The sequence below is a fragment of the Pseudomonas sp. Tof1 genome (assembly GCF_055390395.1).
Map to the genome: position 1 here is coordinate 4583194 of NZ_AP024344.1, position 14860 is coordinate 4598053.

General features: G+C 62.8%; 12 protein-coding genes and 2 tRNA genes. 6 read left to right on the plus strand and 8 right to left on the minus strand.

What is annotated here, in order from left to right; all coding sequences use genetic code 11:
- Positions 1 to 20: 20 nt before the first annotated feature.
- The 3 genes from ACZ5KU_RS20475 to ACZ5KU_RS20485 form a co-directional block, all read right to left on the minus strand.
- A complete protein-coding gene (locus ACZ5KU_RS20475) occupies positions 21 to 1304 on the minus strand; it encodes a hypothetical protein (protein ID WP_416769684.1) in 1284 nt (427 codons plus the stop codon).
- 207 nt (positions 1305 to 1511) lie between these two features.
- On the minus strand, positions 1512 to 1991 hold the full coding sequence (locus ACZ5KU_RS20480) for an Lrp/AsnC family transcriptional regulator (protein ID WP_054058935.1): 480 nt from the start codon (positions 1989 to 1991) through the stop codon (positions 1512 to 1514).
- A gap of 238 nt (positions 1992 to 2229) precedes the next feature.
- Positions 2230 to 2907, minus strand: a complete 678-nt coding sequence (locus tag ACZ5KU_RS20485) for a hypothetical protein (protein ID WP_464736150.1) — start codon at positions 2905 to 2907, stop codon at positions 2230 to 2232.
- Between the two features lie 241 nt (positions 2908 to 3148).
- Here ACZ5KU_RS20485 and ACZ5KU_RS20490 point away from each other — a divergent pair, with 241 nt between their 5' ends.
- Both ACZ5KU_RS20490 and ACZ5KU_RS20495 read left to right on the plus strand, forming a co-directional pair.
- Positions 3149 to 5125 carry a hybrid sensor histidine kinase/response regulator gene (locus tag ACZ5KU_RS20490; RefSeq protein WP_464736151.1) on the plus strand — a complete coding sequence of 659 codons (1977 nt, stop codon included), beginning with the start codon at positions 3149 to 3151 and terminating at the stop codon, positions 5123 to 5125.
- A gap of 614 nt (positions 5126 to 5739) precedes the next feature.
- On the plus strand, positions 5740 to 6090 hold the full coding sequence (locus ACZ5KU_RS20495) for a hypothetical protein (RefSeq protein ID WP_054064467.1): 351 nt from the start codon (positions 5740 to 5742) through the stop codon (positions 6088 to 6090).
- A 56-nt stretch (positions 6091 to 6146) separates the two neighbouring features.
- On the opposite strand, the gene ACZ5KU_RS20500 is transcribed toward ACZ5KU_RS20495, so the two are convergent.
- The gene (locus tag ACZ5KU_RS20500) at positions 6147 to 6758 is read right to left on the minus strand and encodes an antibiotic biosynthesis monooxygenase (RefSeq protein ID WP_464736152.1); all 612 of its coding nucleotides are present in this window, start codon (positions 6756 to 6758) and stop codon (positions 6147 to 6149) included.
- Between the two features lie 66 nt (positions 6759 to 6824).
- Positions 6825 to 7469, minus strand: coding sequence for a hydrolase (locus ACZ5KU_RS20505; RefSeq protein WP_054061520.1), 645 nt, complete (start codon positions 7467 to 7469; stop codon positions 6825 to 6827).
- A 175-nt stretch (positions 7470 to 7644) separates the two neighbouring features.
- Between ACZ5KU_RS20505 and ACZ5KU_RS20510 the strand changes: the two genes are divergently transcribed.
- The 3 genes from ACZ5KU_RS20510 (at position 7645) to ACZ5KU_RS20520 (ending at position 11847) form a co-directional block, all read left to right on the plus strand.
- The gene (locus tag ACZ5KU_RS20510) at positions 7645 to 8541 is read left to right on the plus strand and encodes a LysR family transcriptional regulator (RefSeq protein WP_054061519.1); all 897 of its coding nucleotides are present in this window, start codon (positions 7645 to 7647) and stop codon (positions 8539 to 8541) included.
- A 101-nt stretch (positions 8542 to 8642) separates the two neighbouring features.
- Entirely contained in the window at positions 8643 to 10592 is a 1950-nt protein-coding gene (locus tag ACZ5KU_RS20515; protein WP_464736153.1) for a DNA topoisomerase III, read from the plus strand.
- 376 nt (positions 10593 to 10968) lie between these two features.
- The gene (locus ACZ5KU_RS20520) at positions 10969 to 11847 is read left to right on the plus strand and encodes an SPFH domain-containing protein (protein WP_054058780.1); all 879 of its coding nucleotides are present in this window, start codon (positions 10969 to 10971) and stop codon (positions 11845 to 11847) included.
- A gap of 270 nt (positions 11848 to 12117) precedes the next feature.
- On the opposite strand, the gene ACZ5KU_RS20525 is transcribed toward ACZ5KU_RS20520, so the two are convergent.
- Together ACZ5KU_RS20525 and ACZ5KU_RS20530 are read right to left on the minus strand one after the other, a co-directional pair.
- Positions 12118 to 12194 (minus strand) — tRNA-Val (locus ACZ5KU_RS20525).
- Positions 12195 to 12404: 210 nt separating this feature from the next.
- Positions 12405 to 12481 (minus strand) — tRNA-Val (locus ACZ5KU_RS20530).
- Between the two features lie 184 nt (positions 12482 to 12665).
- Here ACZ5KU_RS20530 and ACZ5KU_RS20535 point away from each other — a divergent pair.
- The gene (locus ACZ5KU_RS20535; protein ID WP_054064464.1) at positions 12666 to 13949 is read left to right on the plus strand and encodes an NAD(P)/FAD-dependent oxidoreductase; all 1284 of its coding nucleotides are present in this window, start codon (positions 12666 to 12668) and stop codon (positions 13947 to 13949) included.
- Between the two features lie 130 nt (positions 13950 to 14079).
- Here ACZ5KU_RS20535 and ACZ5KU_RS20540 read toward each other — a convergent pair whose 3' ends face one another.
- Entirely contained in the window at positions 14080 to 14769 is a 690-nt protein-coding gene (locus ACZ5KU_RS20540) for a peptidase C39 family protein (protein WP_054064523.1), read from the minus strand.
- Positions 14770 to 14860 lie beyond the last annotated feature (91 nt).

A 14860-nucleotide genomic window follows, 5' to 3' on the forward strand; every position in this document is an offset into this window, starting at 1 on the left:
GCCGCACATATCACAGGACATCAGCCCAGATAGCGCATCACCACCGCCTGGAAACCGCCGAGCATGGAATGCCCGGCCACCAGAATACGTCCGTCGCCCTGCACCGCCAGCGCGGTGACGGTGTCCAGGCTCTTGCCCAGGCGGGTACGCACGTAGCCCTTGCCGGAAGCGAAGTCGAGGTCGAGCTGGCCGTTCGGCAGGTAACGCGCCAGCACCAGGTCCGAGCCGAACCCGGCCACCGTCGAGCCGGCGGCGAGAATCGATCCGTCCGGCTGAACCGCGACCGTCGCCCAGCGGCAGGCGGGCGCGTCGATATTCAGCAACACCGCGGCCCCCTGGTTGAAGCGCCGGTCGATGCAGCCGTTGGCGGTGAACCCCTGCAACGCACCGCCCAAAGGCTCGAAGCGGGTACCCACGCAAAACAGTTGCCCCTGGGCACTACGGGCCAGCCGGGTGACCGTCGAGCTGGCGTCGGCAAAGTGCACGCAGAGGTAGCCTTCATGGCCAAAGGCCGGGTCCAGCCGACCCTCCGGCAAGTAGCGGGCCACCAGGCCACTGGGTGGAAAATCGATTGAGCCACCCACCAGAATCTTGCCATCGGGCTGCAGCAGGACACAGCTGAGCCAGCTGTTCATCAGCCGCCGCCGGACCATCACGAAGCCCAGGCCATTGAAGCTGTGGTCGAGGCCGCCATCGGGCAGCAGGCGAACCAGCAGGCCGACATGATCGGTGGCGGAATAACTGTGGTTGAGGGTCAGCAGGATCCTGCCGTCCGGCTGCACGGCGCCGAAACAGCTCTCGAAGCCTGCCAGTCCCGGTGGCAGCCAGCTGTCACGGGGCCCCTCGGACAGATCGCCGGGCAGGCGCAGCAGGTGCACGCCCTGGTCAGCGAAGAGCGGATCGGCACGGCCGTCCGCGAGAAAACGCGCCACCACCGGCAAGGTGCGCCGGTCATCCGGATAATGCAGGCCAAAAACCAGGATCCGCCCGTCGTGCAGCCGACGCAGGCTGATACCCGTCGACTCGCCCGCGGCCTGAAACCGGCCAACCAGGCTGCCACCCTGGCCGAACGAGGTGTCCGGCGAACCGTCGGCATGCAGGCGGGCCAGGCCGAAATGCAAGCCGGTGGGCATCTCCACCCTGGCGACCACGAGAATCTTGCCATCGGGACAGAACAGCACGTCATTGGCCTGGCTCGACAGGCTGCCGGCAAACTCCACCTGCGCCTTGCCCAGGCAACCGAACCCCGGATCCAGCTCACCCGCCGGGTTGACCCGGCAGCCGCGCAACGCTTGCAGCATCATCAGGGGATTCCTCCATGAAAGAGACGTCGCCTGCGGCGGTGCAGCCGTTGCGATCTGCCCGCTATTCAATCCATCGGGGGTTTCCCGGACAACTGTCAGAAATGACAGGTTTTGTGGCCTTGCGAGCCATATTGGTGACTTTTCAAGCCAATCAGACTCATTCGGACAAGGGTATCAGCCAGGCCAGCGGCGGCGGCGGCGACCGGCTCACTCCATGGCGGTCTTGACCATCGCCAGTTCGGGGTGGCTGACCAGCTTGTCGATATGCAGCTCTTCATCGTTGAGCCAGGTTTCGGTCAGTACCCGGTAATGCTCCATGTCCCGGCAACGCATGCGCAGGCTGTAGTCGAAGGCGCCGCTGAGCAGGTGGCATTCGAGCACCTGGGGGCAGGCACGGACCTTGGCCTCGAAAGCCTTCTGCGCTGCCCGCCCGCTCTGACCCGACAGCGCCACCAGCACCAGCAGCGACAGGCCGGGCGACAGCTTGTTCTCGTCGAGAATGGCTCCGTAGCCGCGGATCACCCCCAACTGCTCCAGCTTGCGCACCCGCTCCAGGCACGGCCTGGGCGTCAGGTGCACGCGCTCGGAGAGTTTCTGGTAGGTGATGCGTCCGTCATGGCGCAACACCTCGATAATTGCCTGGTCGATGCGGTCCAGCACGATCGACAGGTCACGAATTTCAGCCATGGATGGCTTGCCTCACTTCAAACGACCAGAAAGAAACAGGCGCCATTGTACGACCTTCCTTGGCCGATGCCTGAATCACTTTCAGCCTGCTCTTGCACCTGGCCGGCCGCCGGGCTCCAGGCTCTGTATGTAAAACCGTGATACTCGGTGATGCGGCGTTGAGAACAGCCTCGCAATGCTCATTTACAAACCGTAAGCTCCACTTCCTCGGCTGTTTTCGCCTTGCCTGACCTTCGTCTCAAGGCTTTTCATACAGACCCTGGCGGGCCTTGCGGATCAGATCGGGACGGCTGTCCACCAGCATCGGCTCGATGACGTTGCCCTGGATCGAACAGGTCAGCATGCCCCGGCTGTTCGGGCTGCTCTTGGCCAGGTCCTCGGCAGCCGGCTCGATCAGGAACACCCGCTCGGCCGTATCGATCACCAGCTTGCCCGAATTGCTCTGCGGGTCTTCCGGTTGCCAGGCCCGCTGGCTGTGGGACCAGATTTCAGCACGAGCGTACATGCCCCCGGCATCCGCCGCGCCGGTGCGCTTGTGTTGCTCGAGCAACTCGAACAGTTCCCTGGGCGTCTGCTCGGTGTAGAACCCCCAACTGATCAGGCGCGAACCCATCATGTCCATGTCTTCGGCGTAGAAACCGGTCAGACTGACACCGTCGAGGATGACCGGCTTGTCGAACATCCAGCGCCGTCCCAGTTCACTGCGGGTGCCACCCACGGGCCGGGTGAAACCGTTTTCGGTTCTGGTCGGGATCAGTCCATTGAACAGCGGCTGCTCGATGACGGCCAGGGAGTGCTTGTCGCAGGCGACATAATCATTGAGCGACGTGGCGGCCAGGGCGGGTGCGCCACACAGCAGCACCGTGGCGCCACACAGCGAGGCGAGGATTTTCACGGGGGACTTTCGTGGAAACATGTCAACTTCCTGTTGGAGAGTGGGGCTTCGAACCATCGGGCACATGACGAGCAGGAGGCCGATAAGGAGAGCGTTGTTCGTTATCGGCAGCTTCCCAGGCAACCTGAAGTTTGCAGCGATAAGGCCTGCCCCGCCAAGAAGCCTGCCGGCAAACAGAACTTCTCGACATCCGCACAACCATAATTACCAGCAGGCAGCGTCCTGATACCATTCAGGCAGCTATTTTTTGCATGGGGCAATCATGGAAGTATCCGGAACCGGGACGCTCGAGCAAGCAGTCGAGCAGGACACCTACTACCGAACGATGTTCGAGGCGGTCGATACCGGCTTCTGCATTATCGAGATGAAATTCGATGCGGGCGCAAAGCCCGTGGACTACCGCTTTCTCGACGTGAACCCGGCGTTCGAACGCGAAACCGGTCTGGTTGGAGCCAAGGGTCGATGGATGCGGGAGATGATTCCGACCCACGAACAGCACTGGTTCGATATCTACGGCGAGGTGGCCCTGAGTGGGGTGGAGCGACGCTTTGAAAACCAGGCGCAGGGACTTGGGCGCTGGTATGCGGTGCATGCGGTGCGTGTCGGCAGCCCGGGCGCCTACAAGGTCGCGGTGTTTTTCAATGACATCACCGAGCGACGCCAGGCGGAAATCGCCCTCAAGCAGCTCAACGTCTCGCTGGAGCAGGAAGTCGCCTCCCGTACCGATGATCGCAACCAGCTCTGGACCCTGTCCTCGGACATCATGCTGCGCTGCACCTTCGATGGCCGGATCATCGCCGTCAACCCGGCCTGGGAAGACACCCTGGGCTGGAGCGAAGCCGACCTGCTCGGTACCAGCCTCTACGACCTGATCCACCCGGATGATCTCGAGCAGACTCTTGAACGTGCCCGCTATTCCGCCACCGGGCAGAGCATCCGCCGCTTTGAAAACCGCTACCGCTGCAAGCACGGCGGCTACCGCTGGATCAACTGGTCTTCCAGCCCCTCCGATGAAGTCATCAACGCCGTCGGCCGTGACTGCACCCTCGACAAGGAACAGGCCCAGGCCCTGGCCAGGGCCGAGGCCCAACTGCGCCAGAGCCAGAAGATGGAGGCCGTCGGACAACTGACCGGAGGCCTGGCCCACGATTTCAACAACCTGCTGACCGGCATCAGCGGCAGCCTGGAGATGCTGCAGAGCCGCATCGACCAGGGTCGCGTGGAGCAACTGGACCGCTACATCAATGCCGCGCTGATCGCCGCGCGCCGGGCCACCGCCCTGACCCACCGGCTGCTGGCCTTCTCCCGTCGGCAGACCCTCGACTCGCGGGCGACCAACGTCAACCTGCTGATCAGGGAGATGGAAGACCTGATACGACGTACGGTCGGCCCCTCGATACAGCTGGAATCGAAGCTGTCCGAGCGCCTGTGGACCACCCTGGTGGATCAGAACCAGCTGGAAAACTCGCTGCTCAACCTGTGCATCAACGCCCGCGATGCGATGCCCGAAGGCGGTCACCTGAGCATCGAGACCGCGAACATCACCCTCAACTCGGCATCGGCCCTGGCGCTGGAACTGCCTCCCGGCGGCTATGTGTACCTGGGCGTCGCGGACAACGGCTGCGGGATGTCGGCCGATATCCTGAGCAAGGTCTTCGAACCGTTCTTCACCACCAAGCCACTGGGCTCCGGAACCGGCCTCGGCTTGTCGATGGTCTACGGTTTCGCCCTGCAGTCAGGTGGCCAGGTGCGCATCAGTTCGCAGTTGGGCAGCGGCACCCAGGTACGCCTCTACCTGCCTCGCCACTTTGCCGAGACCGAGGAACGCGAGGCCGCCCTCGCTTCGCCGCCAGCCCCCCAGGCCCTGGCAGGCGAAACGGTGCTGGTGGTCGATGACGAACCCCAGGTGCGCATGCTGGAAGTCGATCTGCTGGAGGAGCGCGGCTACAAGGTACTGGAGGCCAGCGACGGCGCGACCGGCCTGAAGATTCTGCAGTCGCCGATCCGCATCGATCTGCTGGTCAGCGACGTCGGCCTGCCCGGCGGCATGAATGGCCGGCAACTGGCGGAGCTGGCCCGACAGACCAGGCCGGGACTCAAGGTGCTGTTCGTCACCGGTTATGCCGAACACTCGGTCATTGGCGACGGCAACCTGGCACCCGGCATGCATGTGATGACCAAGCCCTTCGCCCTGGACGACCTGGCCAACCGCGTGCGCGAAGTGATCAGTGGCACCTGACCGGTTTCAGTGAATGGACACCGGCTGCATCCGGGATATAAACCTTACTTGCAATAAGGTTTATATCGCAGACGCTCTGCAAATACTCCAGACAAAAAAAAGCCCAAGCGGCTGATGGACGCTTGGGCCTTAAAGAATGCATAAACCGTGGTAGGTGAACGCAGGGCGATAATAACTGATCCTGGAAATTCGTAACAAGATATTTTTAATCTGACTTTATTCCTAACCCCTTAAATAACCACAGATTTTTCCCGGATATCAACGTAACCAAAGCTCGGCAAAGCCCTGTTTTGGGTCGAGCGACGGGGTAATTAATGCATTTGCACCAAAGCGGTTCACGACAGTTACTGAAAACCCCGGAAAGACCACACTCCATATCCGTGAATTATCCGGTAGATAGATGAAGGTCATTATTCGGACAATATAAAATCCGATGAACGGCTCATCCAATCCAGCCCCTGACCGGATATTTCAGCGCTTCTCTACCCACTTCGCAAAACAGGAAAGTTCCCCGGACGCAAAAAAATATAAACCGGCCCAACCCCTCAAGAGCGTTTGCGTCCCTGCCCGCGCCCGGCGACAATTGGCGCTCCATTCATTTCGAGGTTCGCAACATGCGTAAAGCACTTACCGTTCTGGCGCTCAGCGCCCTGTTTACCCAAGGCGCCATGGCGGCCGGCGGTACCCAGGCAGCAGTCGGAGGTGGCTTGGGTGGCGTCCTGGGCAACGTGGTTGGCCAGCAGATGGGTGGCAGCACCGGCGCAGCCATTGGTGCGGGCCTGGCTGGCGCGGCCGGTGGCGCCATTGCCGCCAAGAAAGGCAAGAAGACCAAGGCCGCCATCGGTGGCGGCCTGGGCGCAGCCGGCGGCTCGTACCTGGGCAACCAGCTCGGCGGCAGCACCGGCGCAGCCATTGGCGCGGGCCTGGGTGGCGCGGCCGGCGGCGCACTGGGCGGTCGCAAGTAAGACCTTTCCCGAGACGAAAAACCCGACATGAGTGTCGGGTTTTTTATTGGCGCAACCTATCGCCTTGTCTCGCCATGAGCAGGCACCGGGGCCATATCCTGCCGTGGCTGCAGCCAGCGGCTGAACAGGCGCGTCACCCGCGGCATGAACACATAGACCACCAGCAATACGATGGTCAGGGTAATCACCACGTTGGCCGGCACATAGCCGCCCAACCAGGGCCACAGGGCGAATAGCGGTTTCCACAACAGCGGTACCAGGAAGGTCAGCGGCAGGATCACCAGGAACGTCACACAGGCCTGCTTCCAGCGCGGTGGCGGCGTCGGCGCATCCACCTGCACGGGGGTGAACCAGAACTCGCGGTCGGCGTTGATTTCGGTCTGGTCGCCATCGGCCAGCAACGGACGGGCCTGATCGACCAGCTCGCGACGATCATCGGAATCCAGCCAAACCTGCAATTGTTCGGTACTGGCAAAGCGCAGCACGCTGGTGAACAGCGCCAGGCCACCACTGTGCCCACGCACCACGTCGATCCCCAGGTGCCCGGGATAGGTACGCGCCTTGGCGACGATCTGGCGCAACCAGGCTTCATAGGCCTGGTCCCCACCCTGTTTGACCCGGTGGCGTACCAGCAGCGTGACCACGCCGTCGGACAATTCGATATTCATGGCTGATTCCATCTTCCTGTAGGTGACCGATGGGGCAGGCGTAAGCGCTACACCCGCCCCTCCCTGTTACTTGACCTGACGCTGTGGCGCCTTGTGCACCATGGTGTAGGCGTAGTCCACGCCCATGCCGTAGGCGCCGCTGTGCTCGCGCACCAGGTCCATCACCGGGCCGTAGGTGTCCTTGTGCGCCCAGTCACGCTGGAACTCGAGCAGAACCTGCTGCCAAGTCACCGGAATCGCACCGGCCTGGATCATCCGTTGCACGGACATGTCGTGGGCTTCCTGGGTGGTGCCGCCGGAAGCGTCGGTGACGATGTACACCTCGTAGCCTTCGGCCATGGCTTCCAGGGCCGGGAAGGTCAGGCAGACCTCGGTCCACAGGGCGGCCATGATCAGCTTCTTGCGACCGGTGGCTTTCACTGCTTCCACCAGCTTCCTGTCTTCCCAGGAGTTCATCGAGGTCCGTTCGATCGGCTCGGCACCCGGGTTCACGGCCAGCAGTTCCGGCCAGATATAGCCACTGAAGCTTTCGGTTTCCACCGAGGTGTAGATCGTCGGCACGTTGAAGATCTTCGCTGCCTTGGCCAGGCCCACGGTGTTGTTCTTCAGGGTCTGGCGGTCGATCGACTGCACGCCGAAGGACATCTGGGGCTGGTGGTCGATCAGGATCAGGGCGCAGTTGGTTGGGTTCAGCAGTTCGCGGTTGGACATGATTGAGTTCCTTTGGGTTTCGAGGTTGACCACCGGGGTCACAGGTAATCTGGCAGTTGCCTCTGGGATCCACTTGAAGGCCTGTGCTGCCTGCTTGGAATGAACTTTAGGGCCTGGATAAAAAAGGGACAATTCCATAAAATCGAGAATCATTGATTCTATTTAAGGAACAGTCATGGATCGCGTCGAATGCATGCGGGCGTTTGTCGCCACCGTGGGAGCCAATGGCTTTGCCGCGGCGGCGCGGGCGATGGACGTACCACGCTCGAAAGTCAGCAAGCAGATCCAGGCGCTGGAAGAGGCCATCGGCGTGCAGTTGTTGCTGCGCACCACCCGCAGCCTGCACCTGACCGAGGCCGGCGCCGAGTACTACGAAGCGGCCCGCGAACTGCTGGCGTCGCTGGACGAGGCCGAGCAACGCGCCCGCGACGGCATCGGCGAACTGCGCGGGGTATTGCGCGTCAACGCGCCGATGTCTTTCGGCCTGCGGCGGCTGGGGCGGTTGATCCCGCTGTTTCACCGGGAACATCCGAACGTCGAGTTGCAACTGGTGCTCAGCGACCAGCAGGTGGACCCGGTCAAGGGCGGCTTCGACGTGACCATCCGCATCGCCAGCCTGCCGGACTCGTCCATGGTCGCCAAACTGCTGGCCCCGGCGCCGCGCATCATGGTCGCCTCCCCCGACTACCTGGAGCGCGCCGGGACGCCTACGACGCCACGGGAACTGTGCGCCCACCAGTGCCTGAACTACGGCTACCTGCAAAGTGGCGTCAGCCTGCAACTGTGCAACGGCAGGGAAACCCAGCGGGTCACCGTCACCGGCCCCTTGCACGCCAACAACGGCGACCTGCTGGCCCAGGCTGCCGAGGCCGGCATGGGGATCGCCCTGCTGCCGGACTTCATCGTCGAGGAGGCCCTGGCCGCCGGGCGCCTGGTGCCGGTGATGTGCGAATGGCAGGCGCCGCCGATCAGCATCAACGCGGTGTACGCCTCGGCGCGCCGGGTACCGCAGAAGACCCGGGCATTCATCGACTTCCTGGTGCGGGAACTGGCGGTAGCCGCAGAGAGCTGAAACAAATAGACTGTATATACATACAGAAAAGGCATTGCTCAAAACCCCGGTACTGAGCATGCTGTCCGCTCTCTTGCGCACATGATCGAATGAAGGTGGCCATGCGGCTGTTTCTTTGCGAAAAACCCTCCCAGGCCAAGGACATCGCCGCCGTGCTCGGTGCTACGCGCCGTGGCGATGGCTGCTGGGTCGGTGCCAATGCCACGGTCACCTGGTGCATCGGCCATCTGCTGGAAACCGCCCCGCCGGACGCCTATGACGCCCGCTACAAGCGCTGGGTGCTGGCCGACCTGCCGATCGTCCCGGAACAATGGAAGATGCAGGTCAAGCCCAAGACCGCCAGCCAGTTCAAGGCGGTCAAGCGCCTGCTGGGCGAAGCCCGGGAACTGGTGATCGCCACCGACGCCGATCGCGAAGGGGAAATGATCGCCCGCGAGCTGGTGGAACATTGTCGCTATCGCGGGCCGATCCAGCGGCTCTGGCTGTCGGCGCTGGACGATGCCTCGATCCGCAAGGCCCTGGCGGCCCTCAAGCCGGGTGGCGAAACCTTCAACCTCTACCATTCGGCCCTGGGCCGCTCGCGGGCCGACTGGCTGATCGGCATGAACATGAGCCGGCTGTTCACCCTGCTCGGCCGCCAGTCCGGCTACCAGGGCGTGTTGCCGGTGGGTCGGGTGCAGACGCCGACCCTGCGCCTGGTGGTGGACCGCGACCGCAGCATCGCCGACTTCGTGCCGGTGGCCTACTGGGCAATCGATGTGCGCCTGCTGCATGACGGCCAGCCCTTCGTCGCGCAATGGCGCGCGCCCTCGGACGCCTGTGACGATCAGGACCGCTGCCTGAACCAGGCCCTCGCCCGGCAGGCCGCCGCCGCCATGAGCGCGGCTCCCGGCGCACGGGTGGTGAAACTCAAGACCGAGCGGATTCGCGAGCCGGCACCCCTGCCCTTCGACCTCGGCACCTTGCAGGAAGTGTGTTCGAAGCGGTTGGGGCTCGGCGCCCAGGAGACCCTGGACATCGCCCAGTCGCTGTATGAAACCCACAAGGTCATCACCTACCCACGCAGCGACTGCGGCTTTCTTCCCCTCAGCCAGCACGGCGACGCCGCGCGGGTGCTGGCGGCGCTGGAACGGGCCGACCCGAGCCTGGGCAAGCTGGCCCCGCACCTCGACCCGACACGCCGCTCACGGGCCTGGAACGATGCCAAGGTCACCGCCCACCACGGCATCATCCCGACCGGCTCGGGCGCGAGCCTGGAGCGCCTGCAAGGCAAGCCGCGTGCGGTCTACACACTGATTCGAGCCCGCTACCTGGCGCAATTCCTGCCCAACCACGAGTACGACCGCACCCAGGCCGATTTCGACTGTGCGGCACAGGCATTGCGGGCCGTGGGCAAGCAGGTGATCGAACCCGGCTGGAAACGCGCCCTGCCAGAGGCGCTGACGCCACCCAAGGGCCGCGAAGCACCGGAACCACAGGCCTTGCCGAAGCTGCGCGAGGGCGACGAGTGCGCAGTGGACCGGGTCGAGCTCAAGGACCTGTGGACCCAGCCGCCAAAACCCTTTACCGAAGGCGACCTGATCAAGGCGATGAAGAACGTCGCCAGGTACGTGGAAGACCCGCGCCTGAAGCAGAAGCTCAAGGAAACCACCGGCATCGGCACCGAGGCCACCCGCGCCAGCATCATCCAGGGTCTGCTGGACCGCAACTACCTGGTCAAGCATGGCAAAAGCCTGTCGGCGACCGCGGCGGCCTTCAGCCTGATCGACGCAGTGCCGCGGGCGATTGCCGACCCGGGCACCACGGCCATCTGGGAGCAGGCACTGGACATGGTGCAAAGCGGCGAGATGAGCCTGGAAGAATTCGTCGCCAAACAGGCGGCCTGGATGAGCAAGCAGGTGGGGCGCTGTGTCGAGCTCAAACTGCAGATCAGCATGCCGCCCGGCACCACGGCACCTGCGCCGTGGAAGAAGAAACGCAAGGCCTCCGGAACCAGGACCACAAGAGCCCGCCGCCCGGCAAAGGCGGCGAGCAGTCGTCCAAAGAAATGACCAACCGGGTAGAGGGCCATTGCACCTGGCGGCTCAGGTGATCCACCTTGCACTGGCGGTTATCCGGCTAACGCCCCTGATCGCGACCTCCCGATTGAGCCCGGACGTCAGACGGCGTCCTTGTGAAGTGCCGATATGGCTCATCGTGTGATGTGTTTTTTCGCAACGCATTCCCCTGTCCTCAAGTCTGGGAACACCTTCTCAGCATGAAACAGGTTCGGAAGTTATCATGGCGAGCGCCGCCGCAAGCGGCCCTGCCACCGAGGCGTTCGCACGGCGGCCTGCAAAACCATTGGCCATGTTGGCGGGACATGCTCTCCGGATAATCGGGCAGCGTATTCAGGGAGTGGTTGCCCGCCCTTCAAAGGAACGAGATATGACCCCCACCCCCAATCTGATTGGCAAAGTGGCAGGCGGTGTAGCAGCCCTGCTGGTGCTCATCGTGTTTTTCGGCAGTTGGTACACCGTGGATGAAACCGAGCGCGGCGTGCTCCTGAGAAACGGCGCACTGGTGGGCGTCGTCGACCCGGGCCTGTCGTTCAAGATGCCCTTCATCGAGAGCGTTCGCCTGATCAGCATCCAGAGCCAGGTCTCGGCCTACGAGAACCTGCAGGCCTACAGCAAGGACCAGCAGTCGGCGCAGCTCAAGGTCTCGGTCTCCTGGCACGTCGCCCCTTCCGATGTCGCCAAGGTCTACACCCAGTTCAAGGACATCGAAGGTATCCGCGACCGCCTGATCAGCCGCCAGGTGCCCACCCAGGTCGAAAACGTCTTCGGCCAGTTCAATGCCGTGGCCGCCGTGCAGAATCGCGTGCAACTGGTCAGCGACATCTCTACGGCCATCAAGGGCTCGATCAACGGCCCGGTGATCATCGACAGCGTGCAGGTGGAAAACATCGATTTCAGCGATGCCTACGAAAAAGCCATCGAGGCGCGCATGGCGGCCGAAGTGCAGGTCAAGACCCGTGAACAGCAACTGGCCACCGAGCAGGTTCAGGCGCAGATCCGCGTGACCCAGGCCCAGGCCGAAGCGGACGCCCAACTGGCCCAGGCCAAGGCCGATGCCCAGGCCACCGAACTGCGGGGGCGCGCTGAAGCGGAAGCGATCAAGGCCCGAGCCCAGGCGCTGGCGAGCAACCAGAACCTGGTGGAGCTGACCAAGGCCGAGCGTTGGAATGGCGTGCTGCCAACGACGGTACTGCCAAGCGGCACCCTGCCCTTCATCGACGCGCGGCAGGAGCGTAAATCGGACTGAGGTCCGAAATCAGGAGGACGTCCACTGCCATGCCTCCCGAATTGCACATACGTGGTACAGCCCCCCTGAAACCGGATGCTGAGGAACAGCCAGGGGAGCGGTCACCCCATCGAGTGTTTGCCGGTATTTCAGGAACGCCGGATGCGGCAGCAGTCGGCCCGCCGTAATGGCGGAGTCGACACAGGGAAGGGAGTTGGCACATTCCAAACGCAAAAAAGGGCCAATCTTTCGATTGACCCTTTCAGACCGCCCAGCAGAGCGGATTTTATCTGGTAGGCACGATTGGACTCGAACCAACGACCCCCACCATGTCAAGGTGGTGCTCTAACCAACTGAGCTACGTGCCTGCTGTGGGCTGCATTTTACGGATTTTCTGCCGAGAGGCAACCTGTTTTTTCGCTAAGCCTATGAATAGGCTTGGAAAAATCTTCAGGGCAAGCGTTTCCAGGCCAAATGCCACTCAGCACGAAGACCTCACCTCGAACTTTTTTCAGGACGAAAAAAAGGCCAATCTTTCGATTGGCCTTTTTACACCGCCCAGCAGAGCGGATTTTGTCTGGTAGGCACGATTGGACTCGAACCAACGACCCCCACCATGTCAAGGTGGTGCTCTAACCAACTGAGCTACGTGCCTGCTGTGAGGCGGCATTCTACGGATTTGCCGAGGGGTGTCAACACCTTTCTTTCTGCTAAGTCTCTGAATAGGCGAATTTTTTATTGAAGCTCCAGCAACTTCCCGGTTTGCGGTGGCTGGCGGGGGTATTTCAACTGAGGTAGCATCAGGCCATTCGTCAAAAATATAAAACAGAGGTTGCAGGATGGCGAACACTCCCTACCCCCAGTCCTACTACGCCGCATCGGCCAACCCGGTTCCCGAGCGTCCGCCCTTGCAGGATGATGTCGAAACCGATGTGTGCGTGATCGGTGCCGGCTACACCGGTCTGTCCAGCGCCCTGTTCCTCCTGGAGAACGGCTTGCGGGTGACGGTACTGGAAGCCGCCAGGGTCGGCTTCGGTGCCTCGGGCCGCAACGGCGGGCAGATCGTCAACAGCTACAGCCGCGATATCGATGTGATCGAGCGCAGCGTCGGGCCGAAGCAGGCGCAACTGCTCGGGCAGATGGCCTTCGAAGGCGCCCGGATCATTCGCGAGCGGATCGCCAGATACAACATCCAGTGCGACCTCAAGGACGGCGGGGTATTTGCCGCCTTGAGCAGGAAACAGATGGGGCATCTCGAATCCCAGAAGAAGCTCTGGGAACGCTTTGGGCATACCCAGCTGGAACTGCTGGACCAGCGCCGCATTCGTGAAGTGGTCAACTGCGACCAGTATGTCGGCGGCATGCTCGACATGAGCGGCGGGCATATTCATCCGCTGAACCTGGCCCTGGGCGAGGCTGCGGCGATCGAATCCCTCGGTGGCAGGATCCATGAACAATCGCCGGCAGTGCGCATCGAGCGGGGTGCCAATCCCGTGGTGCATACGCCCCAGGGCAAGGTCCGGGCCAAATTCATCATCGTCGCGGGTAACGCCTACCTCGGCAACCTGGTACCGGAGCTGGCCGCCAAGTCGATGCCGTGCGGTACCCAGGTGATCACCACCGAGCCACTGGGCGATGCGCTGGCCAAATCGCTGCTGCCGCAGGACTACTGCGTCGAGGACTGCAACTACCTGCTCGACTACTACCGTCTTTCCGGCGACAAGCGCCTGATCTTCGGCGGTGGCGTGGTCTATGGTGCGCGCGATCCGGCGAACATCGAGGCGATCATCCGGCCGAAGATGCTCAAGGCCTTCCCACAGCTCAAGAATGTGAAGATCGACTACGCCTGGACCGGCAATTTCCTGCTGACCCTGTCGCGCTTGCCCCAGGTGGGTCGCCTGGGCGACAACATCTATTACTCCCAGGGTTGCAGCGGCCATGGCGTGACCTACACCCACCTGGCTGGCAAGGTGCTGGCCGAAGCGCTACGCGGGCAGGCCGAGCGTTTCGATGCGTTTGCCGATCTGCCGCACTACCCGTTCCCGGGCGGGCAATTGCTGCGCACGCCGTTCAGTGCGTTGGGAGCCTGGTATTACACGATGCGGGACAAGCTGGGGATCTGAGGGGATGCAGCGCCTGTGGGAGCAGTGACCAGGGCTTGCTGGCCTATTCGCGGGCAAGCCCTGCTCCTACAGGGATGGGGGTGACCGATCGCTCCCAGGCGTGGCTTGGGAATGATCCGATGAGCTTGAGTCAGTGCCCGGCCAGTGCCTTCCTGGCGGTCGCGGCCGCCGGTTCCTGACCGGCACGGGCCAGTTCATCGGCGGCCTTCAGCCAGCGCTGCGGGTCGACCTGGGCCGGCAATTGCGTTGGCGACTGGATCAGCACCGCCCAGCCACCCGCGCCCTTCCAGGCCGAGACGAATGTGTCGAAATCCATCGGCATCCGCCGGTTCATCCCGGCCCGCAACAGGATCGTCCGCTTGAACCGGTTGTAGCCGGCAACCACCGCATAGCGCGGCTCGGACCACACCCGCCCTTCATTGAACTTCACCAGCACCGGATAACCGGCCGCTACCTGGGTCAGCAATGCCGGCAGCTCGGCATCCAGCGGATAGACCACCATCCCGTATTCACGGGCCAGTACCTGCATGTTCTTTTGCAGGTCCGCTTCCGCGCCCGGCAGTTTCAGCGGCTTGTCCAGCAGCCCGGGGGTGACGGTCACGCCCTGCTGCGCCAGCATGCTGGCCAATGCACCCGGGCCACTCTGGTAGGCCTCGCCCCGGAAGAACGGCACACCGTTCAACTCCACACGCTCCGGCAGCCGCTGCAATTGCGGCGGCTGCCCACCGCCGCTGGTGCACCCGCCCAGGGCCAGCAACAGGGCGCCCATCATCAGCAACCGACGGGACGACACGGGAAAATGGTTTGATCCGTTGGACATCTTCACTCTCTTGATCAGTTGCCAGGCACATCCGCTCTGGCTCGGGGACTTGATCATAGGTCGCGGCCGCCCGGGGGTATAGCCTTTCATC

Excerpts from the sequence above, each read along its gene's own strand:
- ACZ5KU_RS20505 (WP_054061520.1), bottom strand. The coding sequence starts at position 7,469 with ATGTCCAACCGCGAACTGCTGAACCCAACCAACTGCGCCCTGATCCTG.
- ACZ5KU_RS20475 (WP_416769684.1), bottom strand. The coding sequence starts at position 1,304 with ATGATGCTGCAAGCGTTGCGCGGCTGCCGGGTCAACCCGGCGGGTGAG.
- ACZ5KU_RS20515 (WP_464736153.1), top strand. The coding sequence starts at position 8,643 with ATGCGGCTGTTTCTTTGCGAAAAACCCTCCCAGGCCAAGGACATCGCC.
- ACZ5KU_RS20540 (WP_054064523.1), bottom strand. The coding sequence starts at position 14,769 with ATGTCCAACGGATCAAACCATTTTCCCGTGTCGTCCCGTCGGTTGCTG.
- ACZ5KU_RS20510 (WP_054061519.1), top strand. The coding sequence starts at position 7,645 with ATGGATCGCGTCGAATGCATGCGGGCGTTTGTCGCCACCGTGGGAGCC.
- ACZ5KU_RS20535 (WP_054064464.1), top strand. The coding sequence starts at position 12,666 with ATGGCGAACACTCCCTACCCCCAGTCCTACTACGCCGCATCGGCCAAC.
- ACZ5KU_RS20500 (WP_464736152.1), bottom strand. The coding sequence starts at position 6,758 with ATGAATATCGAATTGTCCGACGGCGTGGTCACGCTGCTGGTACGCCAC.
- ACZ5KU_RS20480 (WP_054058935.1), bottom strand. The coding sequence starts at position 1,991 with ATGGCTGAAATTCGTGACCTGTCGATCGTGCTGGACCGCATCGACCAG.
- ACZ5KU_RS20490 (WP_464736151.1), top strand. The coding sequence starts at position 3,149 with ATGGAAGTATCCGGAACCGGGACGCTCGAGCAAGCAGTCGAGCAGGAC.
- ACZ5KU_RS20520 (WP_054058780.1), top strand. The coding sequence starts at position 10,969 with ATGACCCCCACCCCCAATCTGATTGGCAAAGTGGCAGGCGGTGTAGCA.
- ACZ5KU_RS20485 (WP_464736150.1), bottom strand. The coding sequence starts at position 2,907 with ATGTTTCCACGAAAGTCCCCCGTGAAAATCCTCGCCTCGCTGTGTGGC.
- ACZ5KU_RS20495 (WP_054064467.1), top strand. The coding sequence starts at position 5,740 with ATGCGTAAAGCACTTACCGTTCTGGCGCTCAGCGCCCTGTTTACCCAA.